Source organism: Arcicella sp., from assembly GCF_964672035.1.
Window position 1 is genome coordinate 1 of record NZ_CBABQS010000048.1, and the last position, 15,261, is coordinate 15,261.

Below are 15,261 nucleotides of genomic sequence, written 5' to 3' on the forward strand. Positions count from 1 at the left end.
GCATTGATTTACGGTCAGGATTCAAGAAACGCTCAAAGAGTAATTTATATTTGATTGGGTCAATATTGGTAATTCCGATGCAATACGCCACAACCGAACCAGCGGCAGAACCACGTCCCGGCCCAACGAAAACGCCCAAATCTCGTCCCGCTTTAATAAAATCGCTTACAATGAGGAAGTATCCCGCAAAACCCATCGTTTTAATTACATGAAGCTCAAAATCAATGCGTTCCTTGACTTCAACCGAATCCCAATTATCGCCATACCGCTTTCTAGCCCCCTCACGAGTAATGTGTTCGAGATAATCATCTTGCGTAGTAAAATTGCTCGGAATCACGAAATTGGGCAACATAATATCTTGCTTCAAACGCAAGGTATCAATCTTGCTAACAATCTCATTGGTATTATCAATTGCCTCTGGAACGTGACTCCAGAGTTTGGTCATTTCGGTGGTATTTTTGAAATAAAATTCGTCATTATAAAAAGCAAAACGCTTGCCTTTGGTGGACGTTCCAGCATCGTCATCAATATCTTTGTAAGTCGGGGTTGCTTGCTTTTCGCCCGTATTAATACACAAAAGAATATCGTGGGCGTTGGCATCCTTTTGGTCGAGATAATGGGAATCATTTGAAGCAATAACTTTTACATTATATTTTTTGGCAAACTTCAACAAAACCTCATTACAGCGTAATTGGTCAGGAATTTGATGATTTTGCACCTCTACGTAATAATCTTCCCCAAACACATCCAACCACCATTTGAACTCCTTTTCCGCTTCTGCTTCTCCATGTCTAAGAATGGCTTGTGGAACGGACGCACCCAAACAACAAGTGGTGGCAATCAGTCCTTTATGATATTTTAATACTAATTCTTTATCAATTCTCGGATATTTTCCATAAAGTCCTTCAATATAACCCAATGAACACATTTTCACCAAATTAGCGTAGCCTTCCGCATTTTTGGCGAGCATTAATTGGTGATAACGTTTGTCTTTTTGCTCCTTCGTAAATTGGCGTTTATGACGATCTTCCACGACATAAAATTCGCAACCCACGATTGGTTTTACGCCGTCATGCTTTTGAGCCTCCGCCACAAACTGAAACGCTCCGAACATATTTCCATGGTCAGTAATGGCGATTGCGGGCATATTATCAGCTTTCGCTTTGGCAAAAAGGGCGGGTATTTTTGAAGCTCCATCAAGGAGAGAATATTGCGTATGACAGTGTAAATGGGAGAATTGCATGGGGCAAGGATTATTTATATTTCCCACAAAGTAAACAAAAAAAGCGACTGATTAGGTCGCTTTTTTTGTTATTTTCTATTTATTTTAAGATATTTATCAGCCTCTGAATGATACCAAATCCAATAATCTTCAAATACTCTGTGGTACATTTTTTTTAAATCCTTCTCAGCCGCAGGATTAATTTCATCCACAACAACTTGAAAATATGCAATATTTTTATCTTCTGAATCAATTATTATTACGTAATTAATACTTTTACAACATATGTTCGGGTTGTTCAAAAGATAGTTTACCATTCCACCTATTGCCCCATTATTTGAGTAATTATAAAATGCTTTGCTATTAGGATGATTTGGACGATACTCTTTCGTTTTTATAAAGCCGAGTGAGCCGGTAGATAACATTAGTCTTTTTTCTGCCTTTTTAACAATATTAAGGATACTATCGGGAATAATAATTTTATTCACAGCTTTAGTGACTGTTTTACGGTCATAACTAAAAAAGTGATTATCATTATACTTGAGGACTTCTCCATCAACTATTATCTTTTCAACAATAGATTTAATATTTCTTTGATACAATTTATATTCATTAGTATCTAATTTGACAAACTCAGCAGGAAAATCAAAATTAGTAGTGATTTCACTTAGATAAGCACTTGATCTTTTGACAATTTTCTCATTTAATTCATTAGATAAATCAATTTCAGAGGCTGCTTTTAAGTATTCAATTGCAGAATATGGTTTTAAATACCCCGTTTTGTTAGTTGCACTTGGTCTGACATTTGTACCAATGTACTTTTGAGAAAAGCAAGTATATGAACTAATTAAAATCATTGTACTAATAAATACTTTTTGCATGGTAGTAACTCAAATTTTATGTGATAAATTATTAAAAATTATTTCGCCGTAATCGTTACTAAATCCGGCAAAGCATACGTTTTCCCATCCAACAGCACCGTTATCGACCAACGGTTTGGTGCTGGAAAAGTGGCTTCAATATTGTATTTAATTTCCGTTCCTGCTGTGTTAATAATCGCATCTTTTATTTGAGTTGTACTGGCAATTTGTGGCTGAAAACGTATTTGTGCCTTCGTGGCTTTAATATTATTACCCGTAATAATTAGATCCTGACCTCGTATATACGCTAAAACCGTCATACGATTGATGATTAATTCTGTTCCTACACCCGTAACTTTCAAATCCAATTGTCGATATTTCATCTGTCTTCCGTTCACATCCACTGTTATTGAATATAAACCCGCTGGCACATCAAAAGGCACTTGTACTTTCGCCTGTGTCGCTGTTAAACTTACATTCGTGAGGGCATAAGTTTTGCCAGTTACTTTTGAAGTCAAAATAAATTTTGCTAATAAATTTCCTCGAACAAAATTTTTGCCATAAATAAAAAATGCCTGCGTAGTTTTGATACTGATCGTCTCAATACCCGTAATTTCTGGGTCAGTTGCCAAAGCTACAACGACACTCACTTGATATGCCCTTTTGGTGCAATCAGCGGCTATTACAAAGTAAGTTAAGGCATTAGTAAAATTCTGAACCACTAATGAATTGGGCGAAATCGATGCTTGCGGTGAAACCGTAATCGTTGGTTTTAAAGTTATTACTTTAGTTGCCATTGGCACTCGTAGTTTAACGGTACGAAGCGTTGTATCAATATCACCTTCAACGATGGGATTAAAGTCTTCAAACTTAAAGCTCAAAATATCCTTTTGCGGGCTTTTAGGAGATTTTAGGGCAGGAATTTCAGACGAACAATTCCATATTGAAATCAGAATTGTAAAAAAGAGAAAAATCGAAAGTAAATTTTTAAACATAGTGGCAGGTAATTGATTGTTTTGAAATTTAAAGACTTGATAATCAGATTTTTACTTATTCAATCACAATTTAACCACCGGCTCTTGATGGTCAAAAAATATTACGTTCAAATAATCTAAAAAAGGCTTTAAAGTGCGTGCTGTTTCGGTTACTTTATGCACAAAATCGAGCGAACAAACTTCCTCTTTTGTAAATTTATGCCAAAAGAACATTTGCTTTTTACGCAATAATTCAATTTCTGGATTCTCTTTTGAATAGCCTTTTGGAGCAGATTTCACGGTTTCTCCCTGTGCTTCTCCAAATATTTTCAAAAAATCTGGATTGTAAATAATGGCTTTTAATTCATGCGCATTATAATCAATTTCTTGTCTCAATTTCGCCAAATGTTCGGGCGTGGGTGACCACATTCCTCCGCCCAAAAATGATTCCTCTTCTTGAATATGTAAATAGAAATCCATGCGTCCCGATTTCCTCCCTCCTTCCGAAAAACTGGCAGAAAGCCATGATTTATAAGGAGCTTTATCGTTGGTAAATCGAACGTCTCTGGCAATTCGATAATTACAGTGTTTTACCTCAACGCCCGTCATATTTTCAAAATCACCAATCGAGCCAATTAATTCTTTGATTGTTTCTTCAAAATCTGATTTAACTGTATCATACCTTTTTTTGTTGACGTGAAACCATTCACGAGTATTATTATTTTTCAAATCCTGTAAGTACTGAAATGTGCTTGTTGTGATAGACATGTTATTTATAATGTTGAATTTTAGACAATTAAATTTAAAAGAAGGTTGCTTTTGATACCAAAGATAATGATTTAGCCAAAAACTATCATGTTGGATTTGATGGATTGATTTAATTTACTCAATTTTGTAGAACAATTAATGATTAAGAAAACACGAATTTTATTATAGATAGTTTCATTCGTGTTTTTTAGAAAATAAAAAACAACAATGCGAATTCTTACAGGCATACAAGCATCGGGCAGACCACATTTAGGTAATATTTTAGGGGCAATCCGTCCCGCAATCGAATTATCAAAAAATCCAGCGAATGAATCATTCTTATTTATCGCTGATTTACACACGCTGAACTCACTAAAAGATGGCAAACAATTGCGTGAAAACACGTATGCCATTGCGGCGGCTTGGTTGGCCTGTGGGTTTGATGCGGATAAAAACTTCTTTTATCGTCAATCAAAATTAGCGGGTTTTCATACTGAATTAATGTGGTATTTAAACTGTTTTACGCCATTTCCGATGTTGGCGAATGCGACAAGTTTTAAGGAAAAATCCGAAAAATTAGCAGAAGTTAATGCTGGATTATTTACGTATCCGGTGCTGCAAGCAGCAGATATTATGCTGTATAATGCGCATATCGTACCCGTGGGCAAAGACCAGAGACAACATTTAGAAATGACTCGTGATTTAGGAGCTGCTTTCAATCGTCAATATGGTGAAGGTACATTGGTGCTTCCAGAAGCAAAAATTGATGAAGCCGTCATGACAATTCCAGGAATTGATGGTCAGAAAATGAGTAAATCTTTAAATAATTACATTGATATATTTTTGGACGAAAAAGATATTTTAAAAGTCGTTAAAAAAGTGATTACTGATGCTAAATCATTGGAAGATGTAAAAAATCCCGATGAGGATAACATCTTTAAATTGTACTCTTTGGTGGCAAATCCCGAAGAAGTGGCGGAAATGCGTGAGCGTTATTTAGCTGGTGGATATGGATACGGACACGCCAAAAATGCGCTTCACGCTGTTTTGGTAAGGGAATTCAAAGAAGAAAGAGAAAAATTTGAGTATTATATGAATCACATTCCAGAACTCGATCAAAAATTGCAAGAAGGTGAAGCCAAAGCGGAGGTAATTGCTAAAGAAACCATTCAAAGAATCAGAAAAAAAATGAATTTAGATGATTAATCAACTCGACACACAGGCTTTTTTGTGGCTAAATTCAATTCATAACGATTTTTTTGACCCAATCATGGCTTGGATTTCTGGCAGAAATTCCTGGTTTCCGATGTACGCAATCATTATTGGCAGTATTATTTGGTTACAAAAAAGAAAATCCGCTGGAATATTATTGATGATAATTTTCAGTGTAGTCATTTCCGACCAAGTATGTTCGAGTATTTTAAAGCCTTTGATTCATAGGTTTCGACCTTGCTACGAACCTACCATTCAACATTTAGTTCATGTCGTAGGAAATTGTGGAGGTCAATTTGGCTTTTGTTCGTCACACGCTGCCAATACTTTTGCTTTAATAACTTGTTTAGTTTTACTATTTGGCAAACAATTTTCGGGTATAAAGTATTTGTATATTTGGGCAATAATTGTTTCTTACAGTCGTATTTACGTAGGCGTACATTACCCACTTGATGTATTTGCTGGGGCAGGAATCGGTGTTTTAGCTTCATTATTTTGCCATAAAATTTACCATTATTTTCTATTAAAAACTTCCCATGAAAAAATTTAAAACAATTTTATTCATCACTTTTTTAATGACAACAATTTCTTTTAACATCAATTCAAAAATTATGATTGATGAAGCTGAAAAAATAGTTGGCGTTTGGTTCACGGATGACAAAACTTCCAAGATTCAAATTTATAAGACTGAGAATCAGTACTTTGGAAAAATAGTATGGATGTCGTCAAAAGAAAATCAAGAAGAATTAAAAGTAAAACCCAAAATAGGATATCAGATTTTTAGGAAATTCATTTTTGAAGGCAAAAATGTGTGGTCTGGGGGACAAGTAAGCGATCCAAGAACTGGCATGACCGTTTCTGGAAAAATGACCTTGAAAAATGAAAACACCTTGAACGTTCGAGGATATTTAGGTGCGCCAATGTTTGGGAAAACGGTTGTTTTATTAAGGGTTGAATGAAGTAAAATTTAAATATGACTGGACAGTTTTTGCATCAAAAACTACCCGAAAGTTCTAAAATTTTCGGGTAGTTTAGACACCCAAACCTACAAACTCAGCAAAAATGCCATTGTATCAACCCCATCCGCATAATCCCACAATTTGGGTTTCTGTGCATCCCCAAAATTCAAACTTTTCTCAAACCAAGAATTCTTTGAAACCATGCATTGAATTTTATCATTGTTTTCCTCAATTTTAGTTTTCAATTCAGCTTCATTTTTATATTCTTCGTAGAAAATAACGGAGATTGGCGAAACCAACGCCTCGCTCGGCGCTAATATCATAAATCCATTATCAAAATGCGGCATCATATTTACCAAATAAATTGACTTATTATAGTCATAATTATTTTTGTATTTATTATGATAAAAAATATCGCCTAAAGATTCTATAGAATCATAAAATTTAGTAAAATCATAATTTTCTGGTACAAAGATTTTTGAAACGTTTCTACATCCTAATCCAAAATAATCCGTAATATCCTTTCCAACATTCAAAAAATCTTCCTCGGTTTCCTCGCCATTCAGAATCGCAATTGAAGTTCTGTTTTTACGGATAATATGGGGTTTTGATTTAAAATAATATTCGAAATATTTTGCGGAATTATCTGAACCTGTAGCAATTAGTGCATCCACTTCATTCAATTTATCCGCAATTCTAATTTCTAAATTTGGATTTATTTCTAATAATTTTTCCATAAGTGTTAGCATTAAAAATGAGTCTTGAGAACTCAGTTTTGCTACACAAGCGTGTCCTGACAGCACAATAGTCATCATATCGTGAAAACCAACCGCTGGAATATTTCCCGCCATGATTACCCCAATACTTTTTATCTTTTTGGGCGTATCGGGTATTTCATAAAGTCCTGTCCATTGAATTAATAAATCTGGATTCAAATAATAATCAGCAATTGCTTTTAATGATTTTTTTGTATTTTCAAGGGTAAACCAATTATTTTGGTGGGACGCTTTATCTGCCCAAAGTTCAATTTCCTCTTGATTTTCAGTGGCGTTCAAATACCGACCTAAGTCAGCAAAAGCCTTGATTCTTGCTTGTAATGTCATGTTTTTAAAAATTTCATGCAATTTACTCAAAACTTATCAAATAAATATTTTACAATACTCTTCAAACTTTGTAGGCTATTAAATGTTTACCTATTAAATTTGTATAGTTTTTTACATATATGAATACTTATTTATTAATTATTTAATATTCATACTCATTAAAGAAGATTATTATGGCAATTATTATCACAGAAGAATGTATAAATTGTGGGGCGTGCGAACCAGAATGCCCTAATACTGCCATCTATGAAGGTGGCGTTGAATGGACTTGGGGAGGTGGAACAAAATTAGTTGATGTCGAATTAGAAGACGGTTCATCAATTGGTGGTAAAGACCCAATGACTCCAGTATCCGACGAATTTTATTATATAGTTTCTGATAAGTGTACAGAATGTATGGGTTTTCATGAAGAACCACAATGTGCGGCAGTATGTCCTGTAGATTGTTGTGTTCCCGACCCTGACCGTGAGGAGGACGAAGAAACATTACTTAGTAAGAAGGCGTGGTTGCACGCTGAATAAAAAATTTAAAGTATGTTTTAATTATTTAAGAGTTGTCAATTTTCAATAAATTGGCAGCTCTTTTTATTTGTGTTCAATATTTGAATAATTATATTATTTCTTGAAATTTCAATTTTAGAATATTTGGTTTTTTTCAGTTTTCACAGAATAAGTTAAAAATAAACTTGTAATTAAAAAAAATATCCACAAATGGCCATAAATAGGTTTAATTTCAAACCATTTTTGTACTATTATTCGATAAATTCACAAAAACTGGTTAAAATATTACATAATAAATTTGGAATACTGAATTTTACCTATAATCTTTGTGAGGTAATCAAGCATTTAATCAAAACATGAAACAAAATTTTATTATGAAAATCGCCCTAACTACCATATTTTCTTTGCTTATTGGATTTTCGTCTTTTTCTCAGGAAAAAACAGAAGATAAAGGAAAATTTACATTTTCAGGATACATAGATTCGTACTATATGGCGAACTTTAACAATCCAAGAGATAGAAGCAACTTAGGAGCATCAGGTACTGCTCGTGCATTCGACCAGAAATCAGGTCAATTTTCATTAGGACTTGTTCAAACAAAAATTGGATATTCGACTTCAAAGTCTGATGTAGTAGTAGATTTAACATTCGGACCAAATGCAGATTTAGGACAGTACGGAAACGTAATTGGACCATTAGGTAAAGGAACGACTGCTTTAGCCATCAAACAGGCTTATTTTAATTGGAAAGCAACTGACAAATTAACATTCACTGCGGGTCAGTTTGGAACACACATTGGCTATGAAGTAATTGATGCTCCTGTAAATTATCATTACTCATTATCAAATTTATTCAACAATGGCCCATTCTACCATGTTGGAGTTAAAGCTGCTTATGCCTTCTCTGATAAATTCTCAATCATGGGCGGTTTAGTGAATAATGTTGATAACTTGAACGATAATAATAACAAAACTGGTCTAATTGCTCAAGTATTCGTTCAACCAGTTGCAGGATGGAATGTGTATATCAATGGCATTACCTCAAATGAAGCAACTGAAGATATTACGACTGGAAAAACGCCAGATGCCAATTACGCACTGTTAGATTTGAGTACTACTTATCAAATTACTGACAAATTTTTATTGGGATTGAATGTTGCTACTGGAACACAAAAAGGTGATTATCAAGGTACCGGTGGTCCAAGTACTGCTAAAACATGGGGTGGATTTGCTATTTACCCCAAATATGACATTTCAAGTACTTTTAGCATCGGAGCAAGATACGAATCTTTCAATAATCAAGATGCAGTTCGTGCCTTGAGAATAACTAATGCAGATGGCAGTTACACTGGGGTTTCTGTATCGTCTATCACAATTACACCAACCATTACGTTAGCGGATAGTCATTTGTTATTAAAACCAGAATTAAGAATTGATACTTATGACAAAAACTTCTTCACAGATGGAGATGGGAAAGCAACAAAATCTCAAGCAACGCTTGGGTTGGCAATGATATATAAATTTTAATTAATAATTCAATCAATAGATAATCATGTAATTTTATGATTATCTATTAGTTTTCTGTAAACAAATCCAAAATCAAAAACCCCTTAACAAAAAACCACATGACACAACAAAAACCATCTTGGCTTCCCATTGGCATTTTGCTTTTAATTGCCATTGGAGCCGCATTTGTTCCTGCTCCAGGAGCAGCAGTAACCGAAGGCATTGATACAGGCGACACTGCTTGGATGCTTGTTTCATCAGGACTTGTTCTTTTAATGACGCCTGGTTTAGCTTATTTTTACGGTGGAATGGTAAACCACAAAAACGTAATCTCTACGATGTTGCAATCATTTATTGCGATGGGTGTGATTACCATTATTTGGGTAGTGTTTGGTTTCAGTTTAGCTTTCGGTGATTCTGTTGGAGGTTATGTTGGAAATCCAATGACTTATTTTATGTTTCAAGGCGTATTTGATGGAAAACCTTGGTCATTAGCACCAACAATTCCGTTCGCTTTGTTTGCATTTTTCCAAATGAAATTTGCGGTAATAACCCCAGCATTGATTTCTGGTGCGTTAGCAGAACGGATTAATTTCCGTGCTTTTGTTTTATTTATGGTTCTTTTCTGTGTGATTGTTTATGCTCCTTTGGCGCACTGGACATGGCACCCAGAAGGGTGGTTGTTTAAATACGGCGTTCTTGATTTTGCTGGTGGAACTGTAGTTCACATGAGTGCTGGTTGGGCAGCTTTGGCGGGTGCATTATATTTAAAAAGACGTAAATCTCACGTTGAAGCAAATGTTTTACCTCCGGCAAATATCCCTTATGTACTTTTAGGTACTGGTTTATTATGGTTTGGTTGGTTCGGGTTTAACGCTGGTTCAGCAGTTGGAGCGGGTCCTTTAGCAGTTTCAGCTTTTGCCACTACACACGTAGCAGCAGCAGCAGCAGGTTTATCTTGGATTTTATTTGATGTAACCCGTGGACGTAAAGTTTCGGCATTAGGATTTTGTATCGGTGCAGTGGTTGGTTTAGTCGCTATCACACCCGCTTCTGGTTTCGTTTCGGTAACTGCCGCAATTACGATTGGAACTGTTGCCGCAATCGTATCAAATATTGCAGCACATTGGAGAGCAAATTCTAAATTAGATGATACATTAGATGTGTTTCCATGTCATGGTGTTGGTGGTATGATGGGGATGTTGATGACTGGTTTATTCGCTTCTAAAGCGGTTAATGCAGTAGTTGTTGAAGGCGAACAGGGATTGTTCATTACTGGTGACATTGCTTTGTTAGTTAAACACTTAGTTGCATTGGCAGTAGTTTCAGCTTTTGCATTCGGTATGTCATATTTGTTACTATTTATAACTGACAAAATCATTCCTTTGCGTGTAACAGAAGAAGAAGAAAGAGTAGGATTAGATATTTCTCAACATGATGAATCGTTAATCGAAGCTTAAAATATTGTAACATGGCCACAAGTAATGGTTCTTGTGGTTTTGTTTCAGAAAGAAAGTTGTCTGTCTATGACGGGCAACTTTTTATTTTTGTAACCACAATGGTAAGATAGGAAACATAGAAATTTTAGAATTACGCTTAAAAAATCGACGAAAATATTTTAAATATACAAATTCTGTAGTCTAAATATCGATCTAATTTGAACCAAAATGACAATGCACGATGTTGTAATTTTGAATAAGAATTAAAACTTAATTAAATAAATACAATGGGAAAATATGTTGTAGCGACTGACGAAAACTTTCAAGAGCTAATAAATTCAGACAAACCAGTTTTAGTAGATTTTTGGGCAGAATGGTGTGGACCATGTAAAATGATTGGACCAATCGTTGAAGAGTTGGCAGGAGACTTGGAAGGACAAGCTATTATTGCCAAAATGGACGTTGATGCTAATTCAACCATTCCATCAACCTTAGGAATTCGTTCAATTCCAACGTTATTGATTTTCAAAAATGGAGAATTAAAAGAGAGACTTGTTGGAGGTAATATCCCAAAAGCAGTATTAGCTCAAACAGTTTTGAAACACGCATAAATTAAGTATTAGGTATTAGGCATTAAGTATTAGTCATCCGCACTAAATTTAAATTCTAATACCTTTTCATTTAAATAGAAGAAATTATTGTACTACAAGCCTCCACAATCTCTTCGTCAGTAATGATTAAAGGGGGCGCAATTCGCATTGAATTGTCACAGAATAAAAACCAGTCGGTAATAATTCCTTTCTCAATAGCACGGTCAATAATTGGCTTTAAGGTCTCAAAATCTTCGAATTCCACCGCCATCATCAATCCTTGATTTCTAACTTCTTTTATTTTCTCGTGAACTAATAAGTTCTTAAAAATAGCTGCTTTACGTTTTACATCGTCCAATAATTTTTCTTCCAGAATAACTTGTAAGGTCGCCAAAGAGGATGCACAGCTTACGGGATGCCCACCAAAAGTTGTAATGTGACCAAGAATTGGATTATTTTTAAATACCGACATTACTTTTTGATTGGCAATAAATGCTCCAATGGGCATTCCTCCGCCCATTCCTTTCGCACATAGCAAAACATCTGGATAAAAACCAAATTGTTCAAAAGCCCAAAATGTACCAGTCCGCCCAAAACCCGTTTGGATTTCATCAATAATTAAAAGCGTTCCTGTCGAATCACATTGTTTTCTTAATTCGATAAAATATTGAGCATCAGGTACTCGGACACCCGCTTCGCCCCCAATAATTTCAATAAAAACGGCGGCGGTTCTACCAGTTATTAGGGAAATATCTTCAAAAACACCATGTCTGATTTGCTTTATTTCGGGTAGAAGTGGGCGATAATTTCGTTTAAAATTTTCACTTCCAGATAACGATAACGCACCTTGCGTTGCACCGTGATAAGCATTTACGCACGAAACAATTTCTTGTCGACCTGTAAAACGTTTGGCCAATTTCATGGCACCTTCAACGGCTTCCGTTCCAGAATTTGTAAAATATACATTATCTAAAACTGGATATTTTTTACACCCTTTATCCAATGTTTTAACCAACGCTTCTGCCAAAAGTAATTGCGGCGTTTGGACATATTCACCATAAACCATCAAATGCAAATATTTATCTACCTGATTATGAATAGCTTGGGTAATTTTTGGATGCCGATGTCCAACATTTGAAACGCCAATTCCTGAAATCAAATCCATGTATCGTTTGCCATTCTTTCCGTACATATAAACTCCCTCTGCTCTTTCTATTTCGAGTGAAAGTGGGAAGTCCGATGTTTGGGCTACATTTTTCAAAAATAATTCTCTATGTGTAATCAAGATTTTGTATTTTTATTGTAAATCATTCAGTTATACTTTATCACGACAATTAATCATGAAAAAAATCTTACCACTATTGGCAATACTGTCTTTTCTTAACTCAATTGCGCAAGACAAAGTTACAAAAGAAGAAGCCAAAACTATAAATCCCCTCACCAGTAGCACAATATTATCCCCGCCAGCTACCATCGTTACCAAGCATCAAATAACAATTAATGGGCAGACGTTTGGCTATACTGCTACAACTGGCTACATGACGTTAAAAGATGAATTTGGGAAAGCAAAAGGAAATATATTTTTTATTGCGTACACGAAAGATGGCATTTCTGATATTTCAAAAAGACCAATAACCTACACTTTCAACGGAGGGCCAGGTTCAGCCTCTGTTTGGTTACACATGGGAGCCATTGGCCCCAGAAGGATTTTAATGTCCGACAAAGGTGGTGCATTAGCGCCTCCTTATCAATACGTAAACAACGAATATAGCTGGTTGGACAAAACGGATTTGGTTTTCATCGACCCGATAAATACTGGTTATAGTCGGGCCGTACAGGGTGAAGACCCAAAACAATTTTTGGGTTATGTGGAAGACATTGAATCCGTTGGAGAATTTATCCGACTATATACGGTAAAATATGGCCGATGGTCATCGCCAAAATTTTTAGCGGGTGAAAGTTATGGAACCACTCGTGCAGCAGGATTATCAGGATATTTGCAGGATAAATTTAATATGTATATCAATGGGATTAGCTTAATTTCATCAATTTTAAATTTTCAAACTGCCAGATTTGAGAAAGGAAATGATTTACCTTTTCCACTTTTTTTGCCAACTTATACGGCCATTGCTTGGTACCACAAAAAAATCGCCAAAGAATATCAGGGAGATTTACAAAAGACCTTGAGAGAGGTTGAAAATTTTGCTTTAAACGAATATTCTACCGCCTTAATGAAAGGTGATTTATTGCCAGAAAGCGAACAGAAGCAGATTATTCAGAAATTATCGAAATATACGGGCCTCAGTGAAGCGTATATTAAAAATGCAAATATGAGAATTGAAATTGGAAGATTTGTGAAGGAATTGCTGCGTGAGGATGGAAAAACAACTGGCAGATTAGACGGAAGATTTACCGGTACGGACTATGATAATGCGGGCGAAAGATACGAGTTTGACCCAAGTTTGGATGCCACCATATCAGGTCCGTATTCGACCGCCATTAATCAATATTTACGCCAAGATTTGAAATATGAAAACGATTTACCTTATTTGATGCTCACTGGACGAGTACAACCCTGGAACTATGGAAACGTACAAAATCAATATCTGAATGTGGCTGAAACTTTAAGACAAGCCATGTCAAAAAATCCATTTTTAAAAGTGTGGATTCCGTCCGCTTATTATGATTTAGCAACACCTTATTTTGCGGCAGAATATACCCTAAATCACGCTGGATTGAAGCCTGAACAACGTAAAAACGTAAAATTTACCTATTTTGAAGCGGGTCACATGATGTATATTCACAAAGAATCGTTGATAAAACTTAAAAAAGAAGCGGATCAATTTTACCTTGAAACGCTGAAATAGTCGTTTAAAAAATATGGACGGCATCGCATTAGTCGATGCCGTCCATATTTTTTAAACGACTATTTTTCCATAAAACAAATACTTCCACCTACCCAATCAAAATCTTTATTGTACCGCACTCCAATCATTTCACCCCTCGAAAGTCGTGCTAAATTTGTTAATAAAGTAGGTCTTTGGTCATCTTTTTGCCAAACGTAAAGTATCCTAATTTCGCATTTCACTTTGCTTCCATCGGTCGTTTCAACAACTGGTTCATACTTTACTTTTTTCTGCAATATATAATTTTCTGGATCTTTAATACTTTCTAAATCTTGCTGTAACACGTTGATTATCACACCTGTACCTGCAAATGAAAATAAAGGTTTTAATACAAAATCTGATAAATTATCTGGATAGCTACCTTGATATTCACTCAAAAAATGGCATTCTGGAATGTATTTACTGATAAAAAATGGCATGGTATATTTACTAATTCTAAAAAACCAATTAGGATGCCCAATCCATTCAACATCTACATCGTCCGTTAAGTTAAAATCCGTTTTTAAATCTGGAAAGTTGGTTAAATCATCAAAAATTAAACGATTATAGATTCGATGAATTGGCGTTTTTATGTCCCCATTCATATAAAATAACTTCCTTCCTTCTTTAATAATTTTGGTGATACAAACTGCCTTTACCCCAATTAATTGCTCGGTAATGTCAAAATCTACACTCGTTTTTTGAGTTTCTGGATATATTTCCAAAAGGATGACATTTTCTACTTTTTCGTCTCCAACAATTAATTTTCTTAATGTTTCAAAGTACGATTTTCTGTCTTGATTATCGAATTGAAAATCATAATTTTCGGGAATCGAAAAGTGTTTTTGATAATTTTCGGAAAGCAAATATTGAAAACCAAATAGTGACGGGAACCCCTGTAATTCAATGAGTTGAGGGACAAAATCGCCATTTTCATCTTGACAAACCGCAAAATCAATGGCTAAAAAAGAAGTGTGATTATTTTCATTTGGCACATACTGTAACCTTGGAATTGCATTGGCAGTTTTATCCTTAAAATCATCCTTTACAATCACATCTACAATACTTTCACAGGTTTCAATCAACTTATTTTTTAAGGCTTTTGGAACAAAAACAGGTGTTTCCGCAACTCTAAATTCGATTAGTTTTGGTAAAGATTTATTCATATCTGCCAGAAAATTTTGATATTTTTCTTGACTGAATGATTGATTATATTTTTGTCTTATGGATTGTTGCATTTTATACTTTCGAACCGAAAAATCCGA

Annotated in this window: 15 protein-coding genes; 8 read left to right on the forward strand and 7 right to left on the reverse strand. The window is 35.1% G+C overall.

Translation table 11 applies throughout. The features are described from left to right. The 4 genes from dnaE to AC1W31_RS13305 form a co-directional block, all read right to left on the reverse strand. Positions 1-1,243, reverse strand: a 1,243-nt coding sequence (gene dnaE, locus AC1W31_RS13290) for a DNA polymerase III subunit alpha (RefSeq protein WP_481734945.1), incomplete at its 3' end; no start/stop codon positions are given. 68 nt (positions 1,244-1,311) lie between these two features. Continuing rightward, positions 1,312-2,103: a hypothetical protein gene (locus tag AC1W31_RS13295; RefSeq protein WP_481734946.1), complete on the reverse strand. Its 792-nt coding sequence runs from the start codon at positions 2,101-2,103 to the stop codon at positions 1,312-1,314. Between the two features lie 38 nt (positions 2,104-2,141). Continuing rightward, positions 2,142-3,077, reverse strand: a complete 936-nt coding sequence (locus tag AC1W31_RS13300; protein ID WP_481734947.1) for a hypothetical protein — start codon at positions 3,075-3,077, stop codon at positions 2,142-2,144. 63 nt (positions 3,078-3,140) lie between these two features. Continuing rightward, positions 3,141-3,824, reverse strand: coding sequence for a DUF2461 domain-containing protein (locus AC1W31_RS13305; protein ID WP_481734948.1), 684 nt, complete (start codon positions 3,822-3,824; stop codon positions 3,141-3,143). 207 nt (positions 3,825-4,031) lie between these two features. Here AC1W31_RS13305 and trpS point away from each other — a divergent pair, with 207 nt between their 5' ends. Genes trpS through AC1W31_RS13320 form a run of 3 tightly spaced genes read left to right on the forward strand, consistent with a single transcriptional unit; the run spans position 4,032 to position 5,974 of the window. Then, entirely contained in the window at positions 4,032-5,009 is a 978-nt protein-coding gene (trpS, locus tag AC1W31_RS13310) for a tryptophan--tRNA ligase (protein WP_481734950.1), read from the forward strand. Continuing rightward, a complete protein-coding gene (locus AC1W31_RS13315) occupies positions 5,002-5,565 on the forward strand; it encodes a phosphatase PAP2 family protein (RefSeq protein ID WP_481734951.1) in 564 nt (187 codons plus the stop codon). The genes trpS and AC1W31_RS13315 overlap by 8 nt, the downstream gene beginning before the upstream one ends. Beyond that, entirely contained in the window at positions 5,552-5,974 is a 423-nt protein-coding gene (locus AC1W31_RS13320; RefSeq protein WP_481734952.1) for a DUF2147 domain-containing protein, read from the forward strand. Before AC1W31_RS13315 ends, AC1W31_RS13320 begins: the two co-directional genes overlap by 14 nt. 86 nt (positions 5,975-6,060) lie before the next feature. Here AC1W31_RS13320 and AC1W31_RS13325 read toward each other — a convergent pair whose 3' ends face one another. Further along, positions 6,061-7,077 carry an acyl-CoA reductase gene (locus AC1W31_RS13325; RefSeq protein ID WP_481734953.1) on the reverse strand — a complete coding sequence of 339 codons (1,017 nt, stop codon included), beginning with the start codon at positions 7,075-7,077 and terminating at the stop codon, positions 6,061-6,063. Positions 7,078-7,250: 173 nt separating this feature from the next. Between AC1W31_RS13325 and AC1W31_RS13330 the strand changes: the two genes are divergently transcribed. The 4 genes from AC1W31_RS13330 (at position 7,251) to trxA (ending at position 11,132) form a co-directional block, all read left to right on the forward strand. Then, a complete protein-coding gene (locus AC1W31_RS13330; protein WP_481734954.1) occupies positions 7,251-7,598 on the forward strand; it encodes a 4Fe-4S dicluster domain-containing protein in 348 nt (115 codons plus the stop codon). A gap of 353 nt (positions 7,599-7,951) precedes the next feature. Further along, positions 7,952-9,103 (forward strand): porin, encoded by a 1,152-nt coding sequence (locus AC1W31_RS13335; RefSeq protein WP_481734978.1) that lies wholly within the window; start codon positions 7,952-7,954, stop codon positions 9,101-9,103. Positions 9,104-9,201: 98 nt separating this feature from the next. Then, the gene (locus tag AC1W31_RS13340; protein ID WP_481734955.1) at positions 9,202-10,542 is read left to right on the forward strand and encodes an ammonium transporter; all 1,341 of its coding nucleotides are present in this window, start codon (positions 9,202-9,204) and stop codon (positions 10,540-10,542) included. Positions 10,543-10,808: 266 nt separating this feature from the next. Next, positions 10,809-11,132: a thioredoxin gene (trxA, locus tag AC1W31_RS13345; protein ID WP_481734956.1), complete on the forward strand. Its 324-nt coding sequence runs from the start codon at positions 10,809-10,811 to the stop codon at positions 11,130-11,132. A gap of 70 nt (positions 11,133-11,202) precedes the next feature. Here the strand turns inward: trxA and AC1W31_RS13350 are convergent, their stop codons facing one another. Further along, on the reverse strand, positions 11,203-12,393 hold the full coding sequence (locus AC1W31_RS13350) for an aspartate aminotransferase family protein (RefSeq protein WP_481734979.1): 1,191 nt from the start codon (positions 12,391-12,393) through the stop codon (positions 11,203-11,205). A gap of 58 nt (positions 12,394-12,451) precedes the next feature. On the opposite strand from AC1W31_RS13350, the gene AC1W31_RS13355 reads away from it, so the two are divergent. Further along, the gene (locus AC1W31_RS13355; RefSeq protein ID WP_481734957.1) at positions 12,452-13,978 is read left to right on the forward strand and encodes a S10 family peptidase; all 1,527 of its coding nucleotides are present in this window, start codon (positions 12,452-12,454) and stop codon (positions 13,976-13,978) included. 59 nt (positions 13,979-14,037) lie between these two features. On the opposite strand, the gene AC1W31_RS13360 is transcribed toward AC1W31_RS13355, so the two are convergent. Beyond that, positions 14,038-15,234: a hypothetical protein gene (locus AC1W31_RS13360; RefSeq protein ID WP_481734958.1), complete on the reverse strand. Its 1,197-nt coding sequence runs from the start codon at positions 15,232-15,234 to the stop codon at positions 14,038-14,040. Positions 15,235-15,261 lie beyond the last annotated feature (27 nt).

Coding starts and splice junctions, on each gene's coding strand:
- AC1W31_RS13295 (WP_481734946.1), bottom strand. CDS start 2,103: ATGCAAAAAGTATTTATTAGTACAATGATTTTAATTAGTTCATATACT.
- AC1W31_RS13300 (WP_481734947.1), bottom strand. CDS start 3,077: ATGTTTAAAAATTTACTTTCGATTTTTCTCTTTTTTACAATTCTGATT.
- AC1W31_RS13305 (WP_481734948.1), bottom strand. CDS start 3,824: ATGTCTATCACAACAAGCACATTTCAGTACTTACAGGATTTGAAAAAT.
- trpS (WP_481734950.1), top strand. CDS start 4,032: ATGCGAATTCTTACAGGCATACAAGCATCGGGCAGACCACATTTAGGT.
- AC1W31_RS13315 (WP_481734951.1), top strand. CDS start 5,002: ATGATTAATCAACTCGACACACAGGCTTTTTTGTGGCTAAATTCAATT.
- AC1W31_RS13320 (WP_481734952.1), top strand. CDS start 5,552: ATGAAAAAATTTAAAACAATTTTATTCATCACTTTTTTAATGACAACA.
- AC1W31_RS13325 (WP_481734953.1), bottom strand. CDS start 7,077: ATGACATTACAAGCAAGAATCAAGGCTTTTGCTGACTTAGGTCGGTAT.
- AC1W31_RS13330 (WP_481734954.1), top strand. CDS start 7,251: ATGGCAATTATTATCACAGAAGAATGTATAAATTGTGGGGCGTGCGAA.
- AC1W31_RS13335 (WP_481734978.1), top strand. CDS start 7,952: ATGAAAATCGCCCTAACTACCATATTTTCTTTGCTTATTGGATTTTCG.
- AC1W31_RS13340 (WP_481734955.1), top strand. CDS start 9,202: ATGACACAACAAAAACCATCTTGGCTTCCCATTGGCATTTTGCTTTTA.
- trxA (WP_481734956.1), top strand. CDS start 10,809: ATGGGAAAATATGTTGTAGCGACTGACGAAAACTTTCAAGAGCTAATA.
- AC1W31_RS13355 (WP_481734957.1), top strand. CDS start 12,452: ATGAAAAAAATCTTACCACTATTGGCAATACTGTCTTTTCTTAACTCA.
- AC1W31_RS13360 (WP_481734958.1), bottom strand. CDS start 15,234: ATGCAACAATCCATAAGACAAAAATATAATCAATCATTCAGTCAAGAA.